Source organism: Bacillus sp. FSL K6-2869 (assembly GCF_040869405.1).
Taxonomy (GTDB): Bacteria; Bacillota; Bacilli; order Bacillales; family Bacillaceae; genus Bacillus; species Bacillus altitudinis.
Genome location: NZ_CP152035.1, coordinates 1,059,126 through 1,080,774 on the forward strand (window position 1 = coordinate 1,059,126; position 21,649 = coordinate 1,080,774).

24 protein-coding genes are annotated in these 21,649 nt (G+C 41.8%); 13 read left to right on the top strand and 11 right to left on the bottom strand.

What is annotated here, in order from left to right; translation table 11 throughout:
• Positions 1-24 precede the first annotated feature (24 nt).
• The 3 genes from sbcD to MHI58_RS05290 are packed head-to-tail and all read left to right on the top strand — an operon-like array spanning position 25 to position 4,909.
• A complete protein-coding gene (gene sbcD / locus MHI58_RS05280; protein ID WP_007499123.1) occupies positions 25-1,200 on the top strand; it encodes an exonuclease subunit SbcD in 1,176 nt (391 codons plus the stop codon).
• Complete coding sequence (gene sbcC, locus MHI58_RS05285) at positions 1,197-4,592, top strand: exonuclease subunit SbcC (RefSeq protein WP_045034711.1); 3,396 nt, start codon at positions 1,197-1,199, stop codon at positions 4,590-4,592. The genes sbcD and sbcC overlap by 4 nt, the downstream gene beginning before the upstream one ends.
• Positions 4,593-4,609: 17 nt before the next feature.
• The gene (locus tag MHI58_RS05290; RefSeq protein ID WP_045034710.1) at positions 4,610-4,909 is read left to right on the top strand and encodes a hypothetical protein; all 300 of its coding nucleotides are present in this window, start codon (positions 4,610-4,612) and stop codon (positions 4,907-4,909) included.
• A 45-nt stretch (positions 4,910-4,954) separates the two neighbouring features.
• Here MHI58_RS05290 and MHI58_RS05295 read toward each other — a convergent pair whose 3' ends face one another.
• The 8 genes from MHI58_RS05295 to MHI58_RS05330 form a co-directional block, all read right to left on the bottom strand.
• Complete coding sequence (locus tag MHI58_RS05295; RefSeq protein WP_003211468.1) at positions 4,955-5,173, bottom strand: spore germination protein; 219 nt, start codon at positions 5,171-5,173, stop codon at positions 4,955-4,957.
• A gap of 22 nt (positions 5,174-5,195) precedes the next feature.
• Positions 5,196-5,630: a spore germination protein GerPE gene (locus MHI58_RS05300; protein WP_045034709.1), complete on the bottom strand. Its 435-nt coding sequence runs from the start codon at positions 5,628-5,630 to the stop codon at positions 5,196-5,198.
• Complete coding sequence (locus MHI58_RS05305) at positions 5,630-5,806, bottom strand: germination protein GerPD (protein WP_003210893.1); 177 nt, start codon at positions 5,804-5,806, stop codon at positions 5,630-5,632. Before MHI58_RS05305 ends, MHI58_RS05300 begins: the two co-directional genes overlap by 1 nt.
• Positions 5,803-6,417 carry a spore germination protein GerPC gene (locus MHI58_RS05310; RefSeq protein ID WP_008348607.1) on the bottom strand — a complete coding sequence of 205 codons (615 nt, stop codon included), beginning with the start codon at positions 6,415-6,417 and terminating at the stop codon, positions 5,803-5,805. The genes MHI58_RS05305 and MHI58_RS05310 overlap by 4 nt, the downstream gene beginning before the upstream one ends.
• Before the next feature lie 31 nt (positions 6,418-6,448).
• The gene (locus MHI58_RS05315) at positions 6,449-6,682 is read right to left on the bottom strand and encodes a spore germination protein GerPB (RefSeq protein WP_003210877.1); all 234 of its coding nucleotides are present in this window, start codon (positions 6,680-6,682) and stop codon (positions 6,449-6,451) included.
• Between the two features lie 14 nt (positions 6,683-6,696).
• Positions 6,697-6,918, bottom strand: a complete 222-nt coding sequence (locus MHI58_RS05320) for a spore germination protein (protein ID WP_003211745.1) — start codon at positions 6,916-6,918, stop codon at positions 6,697-6,699.
• Between the two features lie 129 nt (positions 6,919-7,047).
• Positions 7,048-7,209, bottom strand: a complete 162-nt coding sequence (locus MHI58_RS05325; protein WP_008348605.1) for an aspartyl-phosphate phosphatase Spo0E family protein — start codon at positions 7,207-7,209, stop codon at positions 7,048-7,050.
• Between the two features lie 122 nt (positions 7,210-7,331).
• Positions 7,332-8,426, bottom strand: a complete 1,095-nt coding sequence (locus tag MHI58_RS05330) for a CotH kinase family protein (RefSeq protein ID WP_045034708.1) — start codon at positions 8,424-8,426, stop codon at positions 7,332-7,334.
• 563 nt (positions 8,427-8,989) lie between these two features.
• Between MHI58_RS05330 and MHI58_RS05335 the strand changes: the two genes are divergently transcribed.
• The 3 genes from MHI58_RS05335 (at position 8,990) to MHI58_RS05345 (ending at position 10,697) form a co-directional block, all read left to right on the top strand.
• A complete protein-coding gene (locus MHI58_RS05335; protein WP_045034706.1) occupies positions 8,990-9,313 on the top strand; it encodes a hypothetical protein in 324 nt (107 codons plus the stop codon).
• Positions 9,314-9,331: 18 nt separating this feature from the next.
• Positions 9,332-10,237 carry a fumarylacetoacetate hydrolase family protein gene (locus MHI58_RS05340; protein ID WP_045034705.1) on the top strand — a complete coding sequence of 302 codons (906 nt, stop codon included), beginning with the start codon at positions 9,332-9,334 and terminating at the stop codon, positions 10,235-10,237.
• 91 nt (positions 10,238-10,328) lie between these two features.
• Entirely contained in the window at positions 10,329-10,697 is a 369-nt protein-coding gene (locus MHI58_RS05345) for a YisL family protein (RefSeq protein WP_007499115.1), read from the top strand.
• 38 nt (positions 10,698-10,735) lie between these two features.
• Here the strand turns inward: MHI58_RS05345 and MHI58_RS05350 are convergent, their stop codons facing one another.
• Complete coding sequence (locus tag MHI58_RS05350) at positions 10,736-11,263, bottom strand: DUF2777 family protein (RefSeq protein ID WP_045034704.1); 528 nt, start codon at positions 11,261-11,263, stop codon at positions 10,736-10,738.
• A gap of 156 nt (positions 11,264-11,419) precedes the next feature.
• On the opposite strand from MHI58_RS05350, the gene asnB reads away from it, so the two are divergent.
• From asnB to MHI58_RS05370, 4 genes are all read left to right on the top strand, one after another.
• The gene (gene asnB / locus MHI58_RS05355) at positions 11,420-13,261 is read left to right on the top strand and encodes an asparagine synthase (glutamine-hydrolyzing) (RefSeq protein ID WP_045034756.1); all 1,842 of its coding nucleotides are present in this window, start codon (positions 11,420-11,422) and stop codon (positions 13,259-13,261) included.
• Positions 13,262-13,408: 147 nt separating this feature from the next.
• Complete coding sequence (locus tag MHI58_RS05360; RefSeq protein ID WP_045034703.1) at positions 13,409-14,926, top strand: NAD(P)/FAD-dependent oxidoreductase; 1,518 nt, start codon at positions 13,409-13,411, stop codon at positions 14,924-14,926.
• Positions 14,923-16,398, top strand: a complete 1,476-nt coding sequence (locus tag MHI58_RS05365; protein ID WP_041507485.1) for an NAD(P)/FAD-dependent oxidoreductase — start codon at positions 14,923-14,925, stop codon at positions 16,396-16,398. The genes MHI58_RS05360 and MHI58_RS05365 overlap by 4 nt, the downstream gene beginning before the upstream one ends.
• Positions 16,391-17,230, top strand: coding sequence for a phytoene/squalene synthase family protein (locus tag MHI58_RS05370; RefSeq protein WP_024720032.1), 840 nt, complete (start codon positions 16,391-16,393; stop codon positions 17,228-17,230). The genes MHI58_RS05365 and MHI58_RS05370 overlap by 8 nt, the downstream gene beginning before the upstream one ends.
• Positions 17,231-17,314: 84 nt before the next feature.
• Here the strand turns inward: MHI58_RS05370 and MHI58_RS05375 are convergent, their stop codons facing one another.
• Positions 17,315-18,691: an MATE family efflux transporter gene (locus MHI58_RS05375; RefSeq protein WP_041507484.1), complete on the bottom strand. Its 1,377-nt coding sequence runs from the start codon at positions 18,689-18,691 to the stop codon at positions 17,315-17,317.
• A 113-nt stretch (positions 18,692-18,804) separates the two neighbouring features.
• Here MHI58_RS05375 and MHI58_RS05380 point away from each other — a divergent pair, with 113 nt between their 5' ends.
• The 3 genes from MHI58_RS05380 to MHI58_RS05390 all read left to right on the top strand — a co-directional run bounded on the left by MHI58_RS05380 (position 18,805) and on the right by MHI58_RS05390 (position 20,585).
• Positions 18,805-19,671 (top strand): AraC family transcriptional regulator, encoded by an 867-nt coding sequence (locus MHI58_RS05380; RefSeq protein WP_045034702.1) that lies wholly within the window; start codon positions 18,805-18,807, stop codon positions 19,669-19,671.
• A gap of 14 nt (positions 19,672-19,685) precedes the next feature.
• Positions 19,686-20,246, top strand: a complete 561-nt coding sequence (locus MHI58_RS05385; RefSeq protein ID WP_035392472.1) for a GNAT family N-acetyltransferase — start codon at positions 19,686-19,688, stop codon at positions 20,244-20,246.
• Positions 20,247-20,309: 63 nt separating this feature from the next.
• Positions 20,310-20,585 (top strand): hypothetical protein, encoded by a 276-nt coding sequence (locus MHI58_RS05390; protein WP_035392471.1) that lies wholly within the window; start codon positions 20,310-20,312, stop codon positions 20,583-20,585.
• Between the two features lie 167 nt (positions 20,586-20,752).
• Here the strand turns inward: MHI58_RS05390 and MHI58_RS05395 are convergent, their stop codons facing one another.
• Entirely contained in the window at positions 20,753-21,289 is a 537-nt protein-coding gene (locus MHI58_RS05395) for a serine O-acetyltransferase (protein WP_017360201.1), read from the bottom strand.
• Positions 21,290-21,649 lie beyond the last annotated feature (360 nt).

Below are 21,649 nucleotides of genomic sequence, written 5' to 3' on the forward strand. Positions count from 1 at the left end.
TTGAATGAATGAGAGGTGAATCACATGAGGATTCTTCATACAGCGGATTGGCATCTAGGGAAAACCCTTGAAGGCCGAAGTAGGCTTGAGGAGCAGGCTGAATTTTTAGATGAATTGAATCAAATTGTCAAGGATGAACACATTGATGTCATTGTGATGGCCGGTGATGCCTTTGATACAGTGAACCCTCCTGCTCGCGCAGAACAGCTTTTTTATGAAAGTCTGTCTGCATTATCTGATAAAGGAAAGCGTCAGGTGGTTGTGATCTCTGGCAACCATGATAACCCAGACCGTTTATCAGCCGCATCTCCTTTAACGAATGAGCAGGGGATTCATTTAATTGGATATCCGACAAATGATTTAATTCATGTCGATGTTCCTTCTGCAAGTGAACGTCTATCTATTGCAGCACTCGCTTACCCGTCCGAAGCAAGGCTAAACGAAGTGCTGGCTGAAACATTTGAAGAGAAACTGCTTCGTGATCAGTACAATTTAAAAATACAACAAATGTTTCAACATTTAAGCAACCAATTTCAGGCGGATACGGTCAATATCGCAACAAGTCATATTTATGTGGCAGGTGGCAGTCAAACGGATTCGGAAAGGCCGATTGAAGTGGGAGGCGCATATACCGTTGCGGCCGAAAGTCTGCCTGAGGCGGCTTGTTATGTCGCATTGGGGCATTTGCATCGCCCACAAACCATTAAACGTGCCAAAACGATTGCCCGCTATTCTGGATCTCCACTTGCATACAGCTTTTCTGAAGCAGGCTACGCCAAATCAGTCACCATTGTGGATGCAAAACCGAATGAAACAGCAAGCTGGAAAGAAGTGTTTTTATCAAGCGGTAAACCACTTATGAAGTGGAAGGCGACTGAAGGGCTGAGCCAAGTACACAGTTGGCTGGATGAAAAGCGGGATCTTCAAGCCTGGATTGATTTAGAGATTCACTTAACAGATCAGCTGTCGATCGAACAAATTCATCAGCTGAGAAAACAGCATAGTGGATTTGTCCATATTAGACCAAAGTTTAAAGAGTTACAGCAAAAAGAAGAACAAAAACAAGTGGAAAAGCTCTCGATTGAAGAGCGGTTCGTGAAATTTTATGAGCGTCAGACAGGTGGAGGTCTACCTGATGAAAAAACTGTCAAGCTATTTTTAGAGCTTGCCAATGACATGCAAGAGGAGGAAGCGAATTGAAGCCGATCACGCTAACCATTAAAGGACTTCATAGCTTCAGAGAAGAGCAAACCATTGACTTTAGCTCCTTATGTGATGCAGGTGTGTTTGGTATTTTTGGACCGACTGGAAGCGGAAAATCGTCCATATTAGATGCCATGACACTCGCACTCTATGGCAAGGTCGAACGTGCACTCAATAATACGCATGGTATTTTGAACCAAGCTGAAGAAAAGCTGTCTGTCTCCTTTACGTTCGCTTTGCAAAGAGAACACCATATTTCTTATAAAGTGGAACGTGCCTTTAAACGGGCAGATGAAATGAAGGTTAGAACGACGTTATGCCGATTGATTGAAATTGGTGATACGCAGACAGTTCTTGCAGATAAAGCAAGTGAGGTCAATCGTAAAATAGAAGAATTACTTGGTTTAACCATTGACGATTTTACGAGAGCGGTTGTTTTACCCCAAGGAAAGTTTGCGGAATTCCTTTCATTGAAAGGAGCCGACAGACGCCAAATGCTGCAGCGTTTGTTTAATTTGGAGAAATATGGTGATCAGCTCGTCAAACGTTTACGCGCAAAGGCTCAAAATCACTATGGACAGAAAAACGAACTGCTGGCTGAACTGACTGGATTAGGAGAAGCTGGTCCAGAGGCATTAGCGAAAGCTAAAGAAGCAGCTGCGCAGGCGCAAGCTATTTTTCATGAGAAAAAACAAACGCGGGACGAAGCGTTCACTGCTTTTACAAAAGCGCAAGCCATCTGGCAGTATCAAAAGGAACAAGAAGCGTACGAGAAGGAACAACACAACCTCAATCTGCTGGCATCCACGATGGAAGAGAAAAAGAATCAACTTCACATTGCAGAGCAGGCAGAGACATTAAAGCCTTATGCGGATGCATTAACAAAGGCTGAAAAGCAGCTCTCTCAAGTATCAAAAGAGAAGCAGGAAGCAGAAAAACATTTACTTCATCAACGAACGATCTATGATCAAATGACGCAGGAGTATGAGCAAACGCGGCAAAAGAAAATGGAAAATGAGCCAGGGCTTCTTCAAAAGAAAGAGCAGCTTATTCAATTAAAAGAAATTGAACGAAAAAAAGAAACAGCACTTCAGGAAAAGACCGTACTAGAGCAGCAAAACAATGAAAAAGCGCAGCAATTGACTCAAAAAAAAGCGGAAGCCGAAAACGTGCAATCTTTATTAGAGCGTGCGCTTGCGAAACAAACACAGTTGAAGCATGAGCTGGAACAATTACAAGTCTCTGTCAAAGAGCGGAAACTTGTACAAGACGCACTTCGTTTCAGTGAAAATGTTCAAAGAATGAATGTGAGCATTCAAAAGGAAGAACAAAAGATTGAGGAGCTAAGACAGCGTTCAGCACAGGCGACACAATCGTATGAAAAGCTTCAAAAACAGCAAAAAGATCATCATGAAAAAATAAATCAATCGTTTCAAGCGATAGAGCAATTGTATTTTTATGTATGTGAATTTGAACGAGGTCTTACAGAATGGAGTCATAAAGAGCAGGACAAAAAACAAGAAAAATTAAAACAGCGTGATGTTGTCAGATCTGCAGAATTAAGAAAAGAATTAGCGGCAGAGCTAGTAGACGGTGAACCATGTCCTGTTTGTGGATCGATTCATCATGATCCAAAGGCTGTGATAGACAATGACCATGAAGAAACGGTTGCCCAAATTGATGAATGGATTGTAAAAATGGATAAAGAGCTCAAGCTGGCAGAGGAATATGCTAGAGACATGTTTGCTGCAAAGCAGCTGCTTGAAACGCATGCCAATCAATTAGTCAAACAGTTCTCCTTTTTATCTCAAAAAGCCCCCGATTCGGAAGTAGCTGCAGCAGTAGAAGCAGTACAGAATCCGCAGTCTTTGCACCAGCTGATTCAAGAATGGAAAGGCGTAAAACAAGATATTCAAGCAATCGAAAGCAAACGAGCTCGTTTAATGGACGTCACTTATGATCAAGCGGCAGAAATGAGCAAAGTAAAAGATCAACTGACATTTGAGCAGCAGCGCATGCAGGAATTAGACATGCTGATCAAGGAGCTTCGATCTGAGCTTTCCGAACAACTGACGCAATTTGAACAGACCTTTCCTCACCTGACAATCAACCAAGTGCAGGAAATGCAGCAACAAATTGACGAAAAGGATCAACAAGCGGAAGGTTATCAAGAGCGTATTGAGAAGAGTATTTCTTTTCTAGAGGAAAAACAGCAGGCAAAAGAGCATCTGCAAACAGCCATATACGATCTAGAGAAGGAACTCGATAAGCTGGCGCATCAGCTGGGAAGCCAGCAGCACCTGATCGATCAATATGAAACAGATTTACAGCGATATCCTTTAAAAGCCGCTTCTCTTTCTGATGAACTGGACGAAGTTCAACAATCTCTTGCTCATCTAAATGAAAAAGAACAGCATTCGTACGAGCAATTTAAGCATGCACAGCAATTATTTAGTGAGGCGCAAAGCCATTTCTCAAGCAGTGAACGTCAGCTCCAAGAGGCTAAGCGGCGAAAACAAGAAGCTGAGAAAGCGTGGCAAAAAGAAACAGCATCTACTCCTTTTGCTCATCCTCAGGAGATAGCACCTGCTTTAATGGATCGATCTGTACGTCTTACAGTCAAACAGGAAATTGAGGAATTTGAGGATAAAAGAAAGCAATGTGCAGCAAACTTAAAGCGAATTTCGGAACTGTTAAAAGGTGAGTCGCTGGATGAAGACGAGTGGACAGACATTCAACTAAAAAAAGAAGCGGCGGAAAAAGCGCTTGAAGAAGCGACAGCGCTGAGTGGATCTGCACAGGAGCATCTGCGAGTGATTGAAGCAAACCATCAGCGCTTTGCAAGCATTCATGAACGCCTTGAAGAACTGCAGCAAGAAATTGACCGGCTGGATAAGCTTCAAATTGTGTTTAAAGGGAATACATTTGTTGAGTTCCTAGCAGAAGAACAGCTAGAAAGTGTCAGCCGTGATGCTTCTCATCGTCTTGGGATTTTGACAAGACAAAGGTATGCCATTGAAGTCGATTCAGAGGGCGGTTTTGTGATGCGGGATGATGCCAATGGAGGTGTCAGACGTCCGGTATCCAGCTTGTCTGGGGGAGAAACTTTCCTGACGTCTTTAGCACTTGCCCTTGCTCTGTCTGCACAAATTCAGCTGAGAGGTGAGTTCCCGCTGCAATTCTTCTTCTTAGATGAAGGATTTGGTACACTCGATCAAGACTTGTTAGATACGGTGATTACAGCATTAGAGAAGCTACAATCTCAAAATTTGGCTGTTGGTGTGATCAGCCATGTGGAAGAATTAAAGATGAGACTGCCTAAGAAACTGATTGTCCACCCCGCAGATCCAAGCGGGAAAGGAACAACAGTCTCGATGGAATTAATGTAAAGTGAGGTGATCTCAGGATGGCAAAGCAAACGATTGGATTATGTGAGCTGTGCGGAAGACAAGAGGTCGTCCTTACGGAACATCACTTGACCCCAAAAGAAGAGGGCGGGGCTTTTCTACCGACTGCCTTCCTGTGTATCCCTTGCCATAAACAAGTACATGCTCTTTATACAAACCAGGAGCTTGCCGTACGTTTGAATACGCTGGATGCACTAAGACAAGATGAAAAGCTTGTTCCGTACATCAAATGGATTCGAAAGCAGCCGGCAAGCAAGCTGGTCAAAACAAAGAAATCAAGACAACGCAGAAAGAAATAAGCATAAAAGCGCTCCTCTAAATGAAATGAGTGTAGAGGAGCCGCTTTATGCATTGCCTACCATATTCTGATCATTTAAGTCAGGATCCACATAGTTGGTGGCGCTAATGCCATTATTTAAAATCAAGAAATCTCCGGTATTCCCCGCTCCAGAGCCTAAAGCAGATTTTGAAGAACTTTTAGGCGAAAGATAAAATGAGTCACCGACGTTTACGACGCCCCCAGAAATCGAGTTAATGTAAATGGGTCCGACAATTGCTGGCATAATCGACATCCTTTATTCGAAGTCATATCACCATCATATGCGCAGGTAGGTCCAATTGTGAGTTTGGCGGATGTTCGTCATTGTTGCTAAATAACTCTCGAATATGCTTCACTCGCGCAACGGCATTTATTCCGCACGTAGAGCCAATTTGATAGATAGAGGAGGAAGAGACCCCTTCTACATGAATGGACGACACTTTAATGAGAGGCTTTTCATGATAAAAGGCCGTTCTAACCGCTCGTTCTGGCAGCATCAATGGGATCGGCTCATAATACACTTCAAATTCTTTTTCATCTAGGTTTTCAGCTTCATTTCCATAAAACAAACTAATCGTTCGCTGAACAGCTAGCACCTTCACGTTCGGGCATAGCTCTTGTGTATCACCAATTTGAACAACACTTGAAATCCCGACAGAATTCACCTTCGAGAACTTCACTTGAGATGTGCGCTTGATCATTATCGAGGGGCTAGAGGAACAAACGGGCCAATAATTAATGATTCTGGCGGTGTATCGAAAATTGATGACAGTTGTACATGGTCCGTGTCCCCAATAATAAATAGGGAAGAGGACGATACCCCAACTACTTTAATGCTTCCGGTTTCGATGTTGCGGTTGACGACTGTGAAATTCATCCGTTTTCCTCTCCTTTCGTTTCATTTGGAATATGGGCTAAAAAGTGCTCGATTGCCCGTTTGACATCATGTTTCACGTATTCAGCAATTTGCTCGGAACGTTGAAGCGGGGTCATATCTTCCCTTTGTGGCAGCTGCCCCGCATAATATTTGATTCTGCTGTCTATTTGTTTTCGAATGTCCTCAATGATATGGTGTTTGTTGCTTTCATCAAGCGAGCCTTCGTATCGCTGCTCTAGTTCTTCAAGAAGCTGCGGTGCTTCTTCATTTAAGAATGCATCGACAAGCTGGCGTGTTTGATTGAAAAATTGATCAGCCATTTCTTGCTGCATCATTCCAATTCCCGGGGTTGTTGTTTGGCCCACTTCAAAATTTTGAACACTATTTGGATCAGATGGATTGAGGCCGATATTTAATGTGCCTTCCAGCCGCTCGATTTTCAGTTGATCAAATTGATAATCAATCCGTTCAATCGTTGTTGTCGGTTTATCTTTGATCATTTGCATTTCCTGCTGAAGCTCGTTAAGCCTTTTTTCAAGCATCATGATTTGCTGTGTTTGCTTTTGAATGATGCCATACATTTGTGAAGCGCTGTTTTGATAGTCATACATATGCATACACCTCCGGGGATTGCAGATGAACTTATGTTGTTGGTGACTGAAGCGGTACAAAAGGTGCCGTGCTTGCGCCTTGAGACTCTTCAATTCCTTGTGTGCCTGCTGCGGCAGGTGCTGCTTCTACATAGCTACCAGTGTTATACAGATTGGAGAGTGCTTTGATTGATCCAGCACTGCCGATTTGCAGAACGGATGAGTTACTCACAGACTCCACACGTAAGTAATTAATTTGTATCGCTTGATTAATATAGAAGTTCAACGGATTCTCACTCCTTACAAGTTACCAACAAGCGGTTGATCAATGACATCACTATCATACGTATTTGTCACACTTTTATAGTTGCTAATGCGTAATTGATCACCAGTGTTAAAACTGCCTGCGCCGGCAAACGTTTTAACCTGACTATTTGGAGAAATGGTGATGCAGTCTCCAACATGAACGACTCCGCTCGTTCCGACGGCATTTACTTTAAAGGCTCCAACAATAGCCGGCATAGCGGTGCACATCCTTTAGAAAAATAGGGCACTTCGTTTTTTTGGGCGTTTCACCATAGCTTATGATGGGTCTTTTAATATGTGATTGTCTTTTTGAAGAACTTTGATGAGAGGAATGAAGTGTATGGTTTACCCTTTATTCGAGCATTCTTTAGAGGTGGTTTTGATGCCTTTATTTAAGAGTGTGTCAAGCTCTTGACTGCACCTGATGGTTTCTTCGGCATTCATTCCGAATTTTTTTGCGGTCTCAATCAAATGTAATCTTTTTTGTTCAATTTCATAATTGATCATAACGGACGCCAACTCTCACATTTTTTATCAAATAGAAGGATATGGTTAGTATACCCTATTTTTCTATAAAAAAAGCTCTTTCGTCAATATGAGAACTAAAGTGACAAAATTCGAAAGTTTGTTTACAGGCGCGATGTCTCTTTTTTAATCTCAGTTTGTAAATAACGTCGTCTTTTGTTGATATACTGTCGGATTAATTCTCGCTCTGAACGCAGCATGTCTTGTCGGTTTTTCGTATATGGATCATCTCCAATTCGCTGCTCAATCGAAGCATGCCATGTCTCAATGATGGGGAGAAGTCGTTTTTCTAAAAAATGTGTATCTAGTACGTGCTGGAAAAGGGCATAATAGTCTCTTTTAAATGCACGGATGTCTAGCAATCTAGCGGTTAATGTATTGAAACCGCTGACTGGAATATAATCAAACGCCATTTCTTCTCCGTGAATATCACGACCCCAAGTCGCATCATAATCCCAAGGCATTACTTGAAACCTTCCTTGATCATTCACATAAAGCGCATAGTTATGAACAAAGCCATCAAAATTTTGGGTACACACGACACCAATGAGCCAGCGGAAATATTGTGTTACATCAAGGTACTGCTCAATCTTATTTGCAAACGTGTCGTCCCTTGCGGTGTTCAAAAAGTAAATAAATTCACTCAGCTGCTTGTCGTGTTTAGGAGTTCCCGTTTTTTTCTCATAACCGAGAAGAAGATGTTTTTTTGGCTTTTTATCAAATGAACTTAAAAGAGAGAAATTGGCGTCATCATCTACAGCATAATAAATGCCGCCTCCATGCAGCTGTCGTTTTTGGAGGAACAGCTCATCTACAGATTCTATTTTTAAATAAATGCCTTCTTTTCTTCCATTAATGGTCAGAAACACATGAGAAGCGGACGGGCTGAACACGCCCATTTGTTCAAAGAAATAAAAAGACAGCCTGTTGCGAATGAAAGAAGGATCATTGTACTCTGCATTTAAGTGAAAAAGGGATTCGCCCTGTCTTTGCTTTGGTTTTCGATATTCAATTTGATAGGATTTTTTCTTGAGTTTTCGGATGTGCGATCCTCGGTATGAGGCATAAATATGTGACTTGGTTTGGCCGGTTTTCAGAATGGCCTCGACGGGTTCATCGTTCCATACGTCCTTTTTTAATTCCATGAGATCTTTTGGATGAATCCAGATATCCAGTTGTTTTAAAGGTTCTGTGTCCATGCGTTCATCACCCTCCTATTCTCCTCCACTATATGAAATTGAAGGAATGTCCTGTACCTGCTGGTAGGTATTCATGGAGTTTTCTAAGAAAGAGGCATTCGCCAAGAACACTTGTCTATCGAGTCTCGTAACATAAAGCAGAGAAGATAAACAGCTTTGTCTGTTTGTTTTGTCAGAGCACAGTTTGGGAGGGGAATTGTTCGTGAGCACATTTGATCATTCGCATATTGAACATGCAGTTGATTCACTTCGAAGTGAGGGGCGTGATCAACACTTAGATCGTGAACCAGAATCGGGACATTCGCACAAATCATCTCGTTCTCGTCATTCAAATCGCCGTCACTGGTTCTTTGGTGGAGGAGGTTGCCGTAAGTCACATCGCAGCAAAAAAAGCCATAAAAGCTATCGTTCTAAAAAAAGCTATCGCTCTAAAAAAAGTCGCTGCTCAAAGAAAAGTGTAAAGAGCGAGAAACCATGCAAAAGCAAAAAGTCGTATAGAAGCAAGAAATCATGCAAAAGCAAAAAGTCGTATAAAAGCAAAAAGTCTTGCCGTAGCAAAAAGAGTGAACCAAAAAAATCATGCCGCAGCAAACATAGATCACATCATAAGAAAAGCTGCCGCAAATCACACCGTAGCCATCGATCTAAACGTTCTCATCACAAACGGAGTCACTCTTGCCGAAGATGCGGGAAGAAAAAACATCATTCCCGCCATCAAGGAAATGTTGATCGTAAATGGGATCAAGGGAATATGTGGGAGTATCGACGCTACCGCTAAATGTCAGGTCTTCATTTTTGAAACCCTTTTTAAAAGAGAGTATGATAAAAAAGGGTTTTTTTTATTTCGTAGAGAAATAAAAATGAGACATCATAATGTATTGAAATGAAGATTGTGAGGGGAAAACATGAAGTTTTTTACAGGTGAGATACATAACAGATTGTTTATCGGGGTCGTCATTGATGATGAATGGGTGATGGACGTCAAAAAGGCAGAAGCAAAACTATTTGAGCTAGAAACATTGCCAAACTCTTTATCTGAATGCATCAACATGGGGGACAAGTTTGTCGAACACGTCAAACAGCTTCTTGATTGGGCGGAGAAAAAAGAAGAAGACCGCGGCTCTTATGTCTATCCGCTTTCGGACGTGACACTCCATGCACCGATTCCAAAACCAACGAAAAACATCATGTGTGTTGGGAAAAACTATCAAGATCACGTCATGGAAATGGGAAGTGCGGCAGATATTCCTAAAGACGTGATGATCTTTACAAAGGCGCCTACCTCTGTTGTAGGGCATGAAGCGGACATTCTTCTCCATGAAGATGTGACAAGTGAATTGGATTACGAAGGGGAGCTTGCCATTGTCATTGGCAAAACAGGAAAGAATATTGCTCCTGAAAAGGTCCACGATTACATTTTCGGTTACACCATTTTAAATGATATAACGGCAAGAGATTTGCAGAAAAAACACAAACAATTTTTCATCGGAAAAAGCTTAGATACAACTTGTCCAATGGGACCTTATATCGTTCACAAGTCAGTGATCGAGGATCATGGAGCACTCCATGTGGAAACAAAGGTAAACGGAGAGGTTCGTCAGTCTGCCAGTACGGAATTAATGATCTTCCCAATTGAAGACATTGTGTCAACTCTTTCAAAAGGGATGACGCTGGAAGCGGGAGACATCATTGCAACAGGTACACCTTCTGGAGTCGGCAAAGGTTTTGAACCGCCAAAATTTTTAGCCTCAGGCGATCAGGTTGAAGTAACAATTGAACCAATTGGGACGTTATCAAATCGCGTCAAATAAAGGCGTGTTGACACAGGATTGTCGCTTTGTGTTCGACTTATTTCGTGGTACGATGAGAAGGTAATTGTTCTGATAAAGGGGGAAATCACAAATGGGAACACATTTACATATTACAGCGTGGGTGCTAGGTATTATTTTATTTTTCGTTGCCTTTGCATTAGCAGGTAAAAACGATAAAGGCGCTAAAATTGTGCATATGATCGTACGCCTATTTTACTTGATTATTATTGCAACGGGTGTAGAGCTGTATGTTCGCACAGGAATGAAAATCCCGGGTTACGGGGGCGAGTATGTTGGAAAAATGATACTTGGTATTCTTGTGATTGGTTTCATGGAAATGGTCCTTGTACGCAAGAAAAAAGGAAAATCGGTGACGGGTGTATTCATTGGTTTTATCGTGGTTGCCATTGTGACCATTCTTCTCGGCTTACGTCTGCCGATCGGTTTCCATATCTTTTAAGATAAAAAGGGCATTGCTTATCAAAAGCAGTGCCCTTTTTATGTGAGATCAAACTGAGACATCAGCCGGTGACCGTCAGATGTCGTCCATTCCAAGTGAACTTGATTTGCGTCCGAATGATGGTGGCATTGAAGGGCAAGTGATTGCATGTCTCCTGAAAACTGAAAAAAAGACACGCGATGAGAAGGGTGGAAGGAAGAGAAGACACAATCATAGACGGAAAAGCCAAGCTGTTCTACATAGTCAATGATCTGATAAAAAACGCTTTCGGGTACGAACATGAGCAAATCAAGCCACCCTTTTGAAAGAGACGCTGTATATTGAATGCGTTCACCGCCCTTTACCTCCATCAACTTCCCATTCTCACAAAGAACGACAGACCCGAGCAATTCTCCTTTTGTCCATCGCTCCTTTTCTTTCAAACAGATCATAGAACTTTGAAGGCTTTCAGGCAGCATGATGTCTCCTTCTTCGTCTTCAATCAGACAATGACCGTTTTCCATCAGTAAGAACCCGTTACACCATTTTGGGTGGTTTTGCTGAAGATATGTCATTCGGTTCTCCATTCGCAAAACCTCCTTTCCTCTTTCTTTTCTTACCAAATGAAGCTTGTCCTATACACAGGGGGAAAAAAGGACAAATCAACTATCAAGGAGACGATGCATAAACTAAGAAAGGCTAAATGAGAACACTTGATGAAAAACGGATGGGAGCTGATGATGATGTGTGGAATAACAGGCTGGGCAGACTTTAAAAAGCAGCTCATCCAACAGGATCATGTAATCAATCAAATGACAGAGACATTATCTAAACGAGGGCCGGATGATACAAATACGTGGAAAAGTGAGCACGTTCTTTTCGGCCATAAACGGTTAGCCGTTGTCGATGTTGAAGGCGGAAAGCAGCCGATGACATATACCCATCAACACCATGATTATACGGTGGTATACAATGGAGAACTCTATAACACGGAGGATATACGAAAAGAATTATTCAAAAGGGGGCACCGCTTTCTTGGGCATTCTGATACAGAGGTTCTTCTTCACGCCTATACAGAATGGAAGGAAGAGTGTGTGACCCATTTTAATGGAATTTTTGCATTTGTCATCTGGGATAGTGAGCGTGAATTATTATTTGCAGCGAGAGACCGGCTCGGTGTCAAGCCATTTTTCTATACAGAACGTCATCATTCCTTTTTGTTTGGCTCAGAAATCAAAGCACTTCTAGCTCATCCTGAAATGAAAGCCAAAGTGGATCATGAAGGGTTATCAGAAATCTTTGGTTTAGGGCCGTCTAGAACACCAGGGCAAGGCGTATTTAAAGGGGTGAAAGAGCTGAGACCTGCTCATGCCCTAACCTTTTCAAAAGATGGTTTGCGTGTGTGGAGGTACTGGAATGTCAAAAGCAAGCAGCATACAGATTCGCTTGATGACACCGCTCAGCACGTGAAGGAACTCTTTACCGATGCTGTTACAAGACAGCTTGTCTCAGATGTGCCTGTATGTACGTTTTTATCGGGCGGAGTGGATTCTAGTGCCATTACGGCCATTGCTGCCAAGCATTTTGAGAAAATAGGGAAAGCCCCGCTGCATACGTATTCCATTGATTACGACGGAAATGAGCAATTCTTTGAAGCAAGTCAATTCCAACCGAATGCTGACGGCCCGTGGATTGATCGAATGACCAAAGCGTTTCAAACGAATCATCATAGCTGTATCATTGGGCAAAAAGAGCTGGCTTCTTATTTGAAAGAAGCGGTTGAAGTGCGAGATTTGCCGGGGATGGCAGATATTGATTCATCCTTACTATGGTTCTGCCGAGAAATTAAAAAGGATTTTGTTGTCGGTTTATCAGGTGAATGTGCAGATGAGATTTTTGGAGGTTACCCATGGTTTCACATGGCAAGCGAAACCAATGGATTTCCGTGGATGAGATCAACGGAAGCACGCATTCAGCTTCTTCAAGACTCATGGCAAAAGAAATTATCACTGAAGGAATATGCGCAAAGCAAATATGAAGAAACCGTGGCAGAAACCCCTCTTTTAGATGGGGAAACTGGAGTAGATAAAGCCCGAAGAGAACTTTTTTATTTAAATATGATTTGGTTTATGACAACACTGCTGGATCGAAAAGATCGTATGAGCATGGGTGCGAGCCTTGAGGTACGTGTTCCATTCGCAGATCATCGTCTTGTTGAGTATGTATGGAATATTCCTTGGGAAATGAAAATGTATGGAAATCGGGAAAAAGGGGTTTTGAGAAAAGCATTAGAGGGAATTTTACCGAATGAAGTGCTTTATCGCAAGAAGAGCCCTTATCCGAAAACACATCATCCTGCTTATACTCAGGCGGTAAAAGAGATGTTAACAGATTGTCTCGCGCAAAAGGATTCTGTGCTTCATGAATTTTTAGATCCACATCAATTAAAACAGCTGATTGAAACAGAAGGGGCTTCTTTCCAGGTTCCTTGGTATGGTCAGTTAATGAAAGGCCCACAGCTCATTGCCCATTTGGCACAGATTCATCATTGGTTTGAAACATATCGAATTGATATAGAAGCATAACAAAGGGTCGGCTTTCTTGCACTTGTTGAAAGGAAGTCGGCTTTTTTAATACATAACATGAGACTTTTAGAGCACATCAAAAGTTGATCTAACCGTTTCAATTTGTATAATTAACTTAAAGTGAATTAATTTGGAGGAAAAAGGATAATGAAAATCATTGTGATCGGAGCAGGACCAGGGGGACTTGCAGCAGCTATGATGTTGCAAAGCAAAGGACATGATGTTCATATATATGAAAAACAGTCCTTTGTTGGCGGACGTAACTCTAAGTTTCAACTTGGTGATTTCACGTTTGATACAGGTCCTACTTTTCTCAGTATGATTCATATTGCAGAGGAACTATTCACCTTTGCCGGTAAAAATCTCTATGATTATATAGATGTGATTGAATTAAAAGAAATGTATAGATTAATCTTTCAAGATGAGAAGCTTGATATGATTCGAGATCGAGACGAAATGTACAAACGGCTAGAAGCCTTTGCACCTGGTGAGGGCGAAGGGTATGTACGTTTTATGAATGATACAAAACGAAAAATGGACCGCCTAACACCGATTCTACAAAGTAAAATGGATCGTTTCCATCATTATTTGCGACCAAAAGTCATCAAAGCACTTCCTCAGCTCTCATTAAATAAAAGCTTATATGATGTGCTGTCGGATTATTTCTCAAATGAATCAGTGAAATATGCCTTTACATTCCAATCAAAATATTTAGGGATGTCACCTTGGGAATGCCCAGGAGCGTTCTCAATTCTTTCCTTTATGGAGCATGACACAGGCGTTTATCATCCGAAAGGCGGAGTGAATCAGCTGTCAGAAGCGATGGCAAAGGCAGCTGTTGAATCTGGGGCTACCCTTCATCTATCAACTGGAGTTGACAAGTTGCTGACGGAAGGCAGGAAAGTGAAGGGTATTCGCTTAGAAACTGGTGAAGAAATACAAGCAGATGAGGTGGTCGTAAATGGTGATTTTGCACACGTGATGACAAAGCTTGTAGAGCCGGGTCTTTTAAAGAAATATAGCGAGAAGAAACTGAAAAAGAAAAAATTCTCATGTTCCACCTTTATGCTGTACCTAGGTTTAGATACGATATATGATGAGCCACATCATACCATCGTTTTTTCCGATGACTATGCGAAGTTCGTCAAAGAAATTACGAAAACCTTTGAGCTGCCGGATGATCCATCCATTTATATTCAAAATGCAAGTGTGACAGATGATTCGCTTGCGCCAAAAGGCAAGTCCGCTCTTTATGTGTTAGCACCTGTTGCCAATAATCAAAGCGGTATTGACTGGGAAGCGCATCAAGAAGAATTTAGAGAGCTTGTGCTGGATACGCTGGAGCGGAAAACAGGCTTTAAGAATATCAGGCAGCATATTGAAGTCGAGCGGATGATCACGCCGAAGCACTGGGAAGAAGAGCTGTACGTGTATGAAGGAGCTACATTTAATCTTGGTCACCAGTTGACGCAGATGATGGTACTCAGGCCGCATAATGAATTTGATGAGTTGAAACACTGCTGGCTCGTTGGTGGAGGAACCCACCCAGGCAGCGGATTGCCAACCATTTTAGAATCAGCGCGTATTACGACAAATGCGATTCTGTCAAAAGAGAAACATACGCACAAAAAAGTGCCACATCAAGAAAAGGGGAGCGCCTCATGAAAAAACATATATTGATTGCTGGCGGCGGTATTGGCGGAATGATCTCAGCCCTCTATTTAAAAAAAGCTGGACATGATGTCACCCTTGTTGAAAAAAATGAACGGCTCGGCGGGAGACTTGCTTTTGTACGTGAGAAAGGATATAAAGTAGATGAAGGTCCGACCATTGTCCTACTTCCTGATATGTTAAAAGGCATTTTACATGACGTAGGCATTGATGAAACATCTCTTGATCTCTTGCAGCTCGATCCGCTGTATACGATCCACTATCAAGATGGAACCTCCTATACGAAATACTCTGATACACTGCGACAACTAGAAGAAATCAAACGTGTATTTCCAAAGGAAGAACAGGGATATTTAACATTTATGCAAGAAATGACGGATCGGTTTCAAGAAGGGCAGGAAGCTTTTCTAGAAAAATCATTTCATGAAAAACGAACCTTTTTTACAAAAGCGAACATGAAGATTTTAATGAAATTAAAAGCATATCGAACCGTTCAAAGTTCTCTCAAAAAATATTTTTCAGATGAGCGCCTCCGAGATGCATATGCACTTCAAACCCTCTATGTCGGAGGAAATCCGTATGAAGCATCTGCCATTTATTCGCTTGTTTCATATAGTGAGCACGCACACGGAATTTACTATTTAAAAGGCGGATATGCGAGTTTAGTAGATATATTGGAGAGACAGCTCTTAAAGACGGGTGTACACATAAGAAAAAGTGAAGAAGTCGCACAATTTGAGTTTGAGGGGAAACGTGTGGTCAAGGCAACAATAAATGATGAGCACATAGCAGCTGATGCATTTGTGATGAACGGAGATTATCCAGCGGCGTTAAAACAGCTTGGTTTAGGTGAACAAGACCGGCGTAAATACGTTCCATCCTCCGGCTGCGTGATGGTGTATCTAGGGTTAAACAAAGTATACGATGAAGCACCTGTTCATCAATTTTTCATGGGAGAACACTTTGATCAGCATATGAGAGAGGTGTTTCAAACGAAAACGATACCTCAAGATCCATCATTTTATACATTTAATCCATCTATCATCGATCCATCCCTTGCCCCAGAAGGCAGCAGTGTCCTATATATGCTCATTCCTGTTCCATCAGGAGATCACATCAATTGGGAACAAGAGACAGACTTTGTGGATAAAATGGTGGAGCGTCTTGAGAAAAGAGGCTTTCCACAGCTGCGAGAGGCGGTTGTCTGGCAAAAGGTGAGAACACCGAATGATTCAATGCGAGAAGGATTGTTTGAAGGTGGCAGCTTTGGACTCGCTCCTAATTTGTTTCAATCAGGTGTGTTTCGCCCGCAAGTAAAGGTTGCAGATGTAGACAATCTATATGCGGTAGGTGCTTCCATCCATCCCGGCGGCGGGGTACCGATCGTGATGCAAAGTGCAAAGCTCATGGCTTCTGTACTGCTTAAAGAGCTGAACAACAGAAAGGAAGTGAAGCTAAGTGGTTGATGTGCAAACAGCATTGAAAATATGTGAAGAGACCATTCAAACCCATTCAAAAACGTTTTATCGTGCCTTTTCCATGCTGCCTAAAAAGAAAAGACAGGCTGTTTGGGCCGTATATTCTTTTTGTAGGAGAGCGGATGACATTGTAGATGAGTCTCCTTCACCAAAGGAAGAACTGGCGTCTTTTCAGGAGGCATTTGAACGTTTCTTGCAAGGAGAAGTAGATCGTGATGATCCAATGTGGGTGGCGCTGGAGTATACATTTCAACAGTTTCGTATGGATGAATCCCCATTCCGTGACCTGCTGCGAGGACAGGAGATGGATTTAGAGCAGCATCGATATGAAACATTAGATGAACTGCTCATCTATTCCTATCATGTCGCAAGTACAGTTGGATTAATGCTGCTTCCGATCATTGCACCGCGTAAAAAAGAACAGCTAAAAGAAGCCGCGATTTCCCTTGGGATTGGCATGCAGTTGACCAATATTCTTCGAGACATTGGTGAGGATAAGGCGGAAAGGAACCGCATTTATTTGCCAAAACAAGTCATGGATCAATTTGGGTATACAGAGCAAGAATTACAAGAAGGGATCGTCAATCAAGCCTTCCAGCATGTATGGGAATATATTGCTTTTGAGGCAGAGGCGTACTATGAGGAATTTTTTGACCATCTCCATGAATTCCCACTTTATTCAAGGATACCAGTGAAAGCAGCTGCTCACTTTTATAAGGCTATTTTAGATAAAACTAGAGAAAACGAATACCGCGTCTTTACGAAGCGGTCATATATTTCAACACAAGAAAAAGCACTTATTTTAGAAGATATTACGTAATGAAAAGAAGACAAAGGATAAAATAGAGTTCGTTCGTTTTAGCCCTTTGTCAACAATCTGAAAGGACTGCACCCGCAGTCCTTTTTATGTGGAAGTAAACCGATACTCCGTCCACACCCTTGAACGCCACCGCCTATACATGAAGATACCTCTTACCCATTCATCCACGATAAAAGAAATCCAAACCCCGATAAGGCCCATCTCAAGTTGAATGCCTAATAAATAAGCGATCGGAAGGCCGATGCCCCACATTGAAATCATCGCCATATAGACTGGAAACTTCGCGTCACCAGCTGCCCGCAAGGAGTTGATGATGACCATATTAAAAGAACGTCCAGGCTCTAAAATAATCGTCAATATAAGGAGGAGGCTCGCTATTTGAATGATCTTACTGTTGCTAGTGAAAAAAGTAAGTAAATGCGTCGATGATAAAGATAAAGCAGTAGAAGAAAGAAGCGAGATGGCAATGGCCCAGTATAAGCTTTTCATGCATCTTCGATAGGCCGCATCAAATTCTTTCGCCCCGATCAGGCGCCCGATTAAGATTTGCGTTCCTTGGCTAATGGCGGCACCAAATAACATAATGAACATCATCAAATTCTGGGTATAGACTTTTGCTGCCAGTGCTTGCGTGCCCATAAATGTGATAAACAGCGTAATAATCATTTGAGAGCCATTATAAGAAAGTTGTTCTCCAGCAGAAGGAATGCCGATTTTTAGCAGTTTTTTTAAATGCGTTCGCTGGATGTAAAACATTCGCTTGAATGAAAACTGCAATCCAATGCGGTGTCGAACAATGAGAATCATGGCTGTAAGACCGATCAACCGTGCAAATGATGTGGAAAGAGCAACACCCATGACACCTAATACAGGGAAGCCAAATGGTCCGAAGATGACCAAATAATTACCAGCAACATTTAACAAGTTCATACCGATGGTGACATACATCGTATCTCTCGTGAATCCATAGCTTTTTAAAATAGCACTATAGGTCATAATGAGCGCCTGAATAAAAGAAAGTAGGCCGACAATCTGTAAAAAGACGGTTGCATCTGGCATGAGCTCGCTTGATAATCCCATCATATGCAGGATGGGCACAGCTAACACAAACATAAGAAGACTGATCACAAAGCTAATGAGGAAGTTGGTGCCTAGTGATACATAGGCAACTTGGGTCGCTTCCTGCTTGCGGCTCGCTCCTAAAAGCTGCGCAATGACAATCGTCGTCCCAGTCGTAATGAAGCTGAACATCACAATCAATAGATTTAATAGCTGATTGCTTACCCCTACTGCGGCAACACTATTGTCAGAATACTGGCTGAGCATCAGTGTATCTGCGCTCCCCATCAGCATATATAAAGAGATTTCGATAAAAATAGGCCAAGTTAATGCAAATAATGAAGGGTGGGATTTTTCACTTTTGGCTTGAACCTTTTGTATTGTCAGTGCTTGTGGTTTCATCACATCACCTTCTTTCGTATAAATCCGATTTATAGTGTACCTTGCATCGACTATAATAAGAAGAGATGAAACCGAAACTTATTGGAGAAATCCGACTTCATAAGGGGATGAATATGGGTCCGTTTATTACATTTACTGTACCGCCATTTCCAGTCTATATTGCTTCAGGCAAAGGTGTATTCCATCGAGGAGAACGACATATCTCCAGAATTTTCACCGTATTTGATCTTCTTTATGTCACGAAAGGTGAACTGTGGATTACAGAAGACGAGGTGCCTCATCACGTAAAAGAGGGAGAATATATCATCTTATCACCGGGACTTGCCCATGGTGGACATCTGCCATGCAAAGAAGAAACACTTTATGAGTGGCTGCATTTTTCAATTGATTCATTTGAGTTTACAGATCGGCCGAGAGAACACTGGTTTGACATGAAGCAAAATCAAGCCACTTTTGAAAAAGCAGCAAGCTATGAATTTCGTCTGCCCCGAAAAGGAAAAGTGAAAGGGGAAAGCGTGCTACAGAAGCATCTTTCAGCGATGCGCGCTTTAAATGATGATGCGTCTGAACTTCAGCTCAAAAAGCAGCTTCAATTTGAGGAAATGCTCATTCATTTACAAAAAGAAGCATTTCATATTCCAAGTGCAAAGGAGACTGTCGCTTCAGAAGTGGTTCACTATCTTGAACGTCATTTTACGCAAAAATTACAGATGGAGAAGCTGGCAGAGATTCTTCATTATCATCCTGATTACATGACAAGGTGCATGCAGACCGTGTACGGACTGACGCCGAGTCAGTACATCAATCGACTCAAAATTGAAAAAGCCAAAAGCCTGCTTGCTTCAACGAATGAAAAAATAGCTCTCATTGCAGAACATGTAGGCATTGATGACCCTACTTATTTTTCAAAGCTGTTTCGGCAAAATGAAGGCATGACGCCTATCGAGTATCGTCATCTTGCTAAAAGAACGACAAAGTAAAGGAACGTGAACAGATGAAAGGAAAAAAAGAAGAGATTGTGAGCATACGTCCATTAGACGAAACCGATTTAGAAGTGGTATGGCATTTAAGGTTTAAAGCGCCAGACCAGGCTTATCGAAAGTGGAATGCACCATATTTTATTGAACATGACATATCGCTCGCTGCATTTAAAAAACGCTATTTACAGGATGATTCTGTCCTGCCAAAACTATTTGGCATTGATGTCGGAGGTGAATTAAAGGGTACAGTTTCTTATTATTGGGAGAATGAACGCACACGCTGGCTGGAGTGTGGGATTCTTATTTATGACTCACGTTTTTGGAATGGGGGCGTTGGAACAAAGGCATTGCGTCTATGGATCGATGAACTTTTTTCACACATTGATATCCCACGCATCGGTCTGACTACCTGGTCTGGAAATGAACGCATGATGCGTTGCGCAGAGAAATGCGGGTTTATCCTTGAGGGAAGACTGCGTAAGGTTCGTTACTATCAAGGGGAGTATTATGATTCGATGCGGTATGGGATGCTGAGAGAAGAATGGCAAAGCCTTCCGAATCATTCATTTGAATAGTTGTTTTTAAGATTAGGAAAAAAGTATAGTAAGATTAAATAAATTGAAAAAGAAGGGTGGCGGATGAATGTGAAATGGATTACAGGTTGGTTTGTATCCATCTTAGTCGCAATCTACCTATTCGTTGATGCACCAAAACACGGGAAAAATAAATGGTTATGGGCCATCTTAGGTCTTTTGCTCGGGCTCTTCACACTTGGAATATATCTCATTCAAACAGGAAGAAAAGGGTTGGGCTGGACAGTACTGATTGTGTCCATTTTCATCTATGCGATTGCCATCCTCGTCTTTGTCTTGTACTTTCTCATGCTGGTCTTCGGGTACTCCAACGCAAATTAGAGAGTACGGCTGTGGTGATTTGTTTCACTTCAAGTTGCTACCGATTGATGGTTTGATTGCGCCAAAGCATCATAGGATAAATGGTGATGGGCTCGGGCAGGATGATCCTCATGTTTATCCATCTTATTTTATCTCATGTGGCTCACTGCTTTGGTCAAGTAAGTCCTTCATAAAGAAGGGCTTTTTTCTTTTATTTTTTGAGCTGGGACACCTGCAATGACAATCCGCTCTTCATGAAAGGAGCGATTCACTACTGCATTTGCTCCGATGGAAATATGATTCGCAATATAAATATTTCCAAACAGTTTAGCGCCAGGGCCGATCCATACATGATCTCCGATGACGGGCACATCTTTTTCATGATGGTTTTGACCAATATTCACGCCTTGATGAATATCACAAAACGCGCCGATTTTGGCATGCTTGTTCACAATCAACAGCCCAGTATGGTTGATTCTGAGCCCAGGTCCAAATACACCAATTGGGATATCAAAGCCAAGCTGCATGCCTTTCTTTTTATGTAAGTAACGATAAAACCATTTGCGTAACGTAGCACCGCTATTCGTATAGTACTCATATTTTCGTAAATATCTTTGATATTTCCAAATATCATCCCCAAGCCACTTTGGTCTTTTTCGATTGATGGCAAGTGCTTTCTGATCTTGTGCCAAGTAGTGGTGAAGGTCATGCTTCGTTAAAATCATCAGATCTCCCTCGATTCCCTTTCGTTTCAGAGAAATTATACCATCATAACCATTTATATCAAGATAAAATAACGTTCATTTTTTGTTTTACTGCATTCATTTCATTCGGCCGTCCCGTATCAAACAAGGGAGCTACAACGCATAGAGCAAAAGAACCAGGAGAATTGATTTGTAATTTTTTTCAACATTTTTCATGCTCAAACGTTACATCGCCCATATGGCTGTAGATGTTTGTAAAAAATACACGAAATTACTCGTTAAAAAGAGAATATAGCATTCATATGATTTTAGAATCATCTTTTTGAATACAATTGACTTTCGTATCTTACATCCTCTAGGCTAGTAAATGAAAATGATAAT

Excerpts from the sequence above, each read along its gene's own strand:
- sbcD (WP_007499123.1), top strand. The coding sequence starts at position 25 with ATGAGGATTCTTCATACAGCGGATTGGCATCTAGGGAAAACCCTTGAA.
- MHI58_RS05290 (WP_045034710.1), top strand. The coding sequence starts at position 4,610 with ATGGCAAAGCAAACGATTGGATTATGTGAGCTGTGCGGAAGACAAGAG.
- MHI58_RS05295 (WP_003211468.1), bottom strand. The coding sequence starts at position 5,173 with ATGCCAGCAATTGTCGGACCCATTTACATTAACTCGATTTCTGGGGGC.
- MHI58_RS05300 (WP_045034709.1), bottom strand. The coding sequence starts at position 5,630 with ATGATCAAGCGCACATCTCAAGTGAAGTTCTCGAAGGTGAATTCTGTC.
- MHI58_RS05305 (WP_003210893.1), bottom strand. The coding sequence starts at position 5,806 with ATGAATTTCACAGTCGTCAACCGCAACATCGAAACCGGAAGCATTAAA.
- MHI58_RS05310 (WP_008348607.1), bottom strand. The coding sequence starts at position 6,417 with ATGTATGACTATCAAAACAGCGCTTCACAAATGTATGGCATCATTCAA.
- MHI58_RS05320 (WP_003211745.1), bottom strand. The coding sequence starts at position 6,918 with ATGCCGGCTATTGTTGGAGCCTTTAAAGTAAATGCCGTCGGAACGAGC.
- MHI58_RS05325 (WP_008348605.1), bottom strand. The coding sequence starts at position 7,209 with ATGATCAATTATGAAATTGAACAAAAAAGATTACATTTGATTGAGACC.
- MHI58_RS05330 (WP_045034708.1), bottom strand. The coding sequence starts at position 8,426 with ATGGACACAGAACCTTTAAAACAACTGGATATCTGGATTCATCCAAAA.
- MHI58_RS05340 (WP_045034705.1), top strand. The coding sequence starts at position 9,332 with ATGAAGTTTTTTACAGGTGAGATACATAACAGATTGTTTATCGGGGTC.
- MHI58_RS05345 (WP_007499115.1), top strand. The coding sequence starts at position 10,329 with ATGGGAACACATTTACATATTACAGCGTGGGTGCTAGGTATTATTTTA.
- MHI58_RS05350 (WP_045034704.1), bottom strand. The coding sequence starts at position 11,263 with ATGGAGAACCGAATGACATATCTTCAGCAAAACCACCCAAAATGGTGT.
- asnB (WP_045034756.1), top strand. The coding sequence starts at position 11,420 with ATGTGTGGAATAACAGGCTGGGCAGACTTTAAAAAGCAGCTCATCCAA.
- MHI58_RS05360 (WP_045034703.1), top strand. The coding sequence starts at position 13,409 with ATGAAAATCATTGTGATCGGAGCAGGACCAGGGGGACTTGCAGCAGCT.
- MHI58_RS05365 (WP_041507485.1), top strand. The coding sequence starts at position 14,923 with ATGAAAAAACATATATTGATTGCTGGCGGCGGTATTGGCGGAATGATC.
- MHI58_RS05375 (WP_041507484.1), bottom strand. The coding sequence starts at position 18,691 with ATGAAACCACAAGCACTGACAATACAAAAGGTTCAAGCCAAAAGTGAA.
- MHI58_RS05380 (WP_045034702.1), top strand. The coding sequence starts at position 18,805 with ATGGGTCCGTTTATTACATTTACTGTACCGCCATTTCCAGTCTATATT.
- MHI58_RS05385 (WP_035392472.1), top strand. The coding sequence starts at position 19,686 with ATGAAAGGAAAAAAAGAAGAGATTGTGAGCATACGTCCATTAGACGAA.
- MHI58_RS05390 (WP_035392471.1), top strand. The coding sequence starts at position 20,310 with ATGAATGTGAAATGGATTACAGGTTGGTTTGTATCCATCTTAGTCGCA.
- MHI58_RS05395 (WP_017360201.1), bottom strand. The coding sequence starts at position 21,289 with ATGATTTTAACGAAGCATGACCTTCACCACTACTTGGCACAAGATCAG.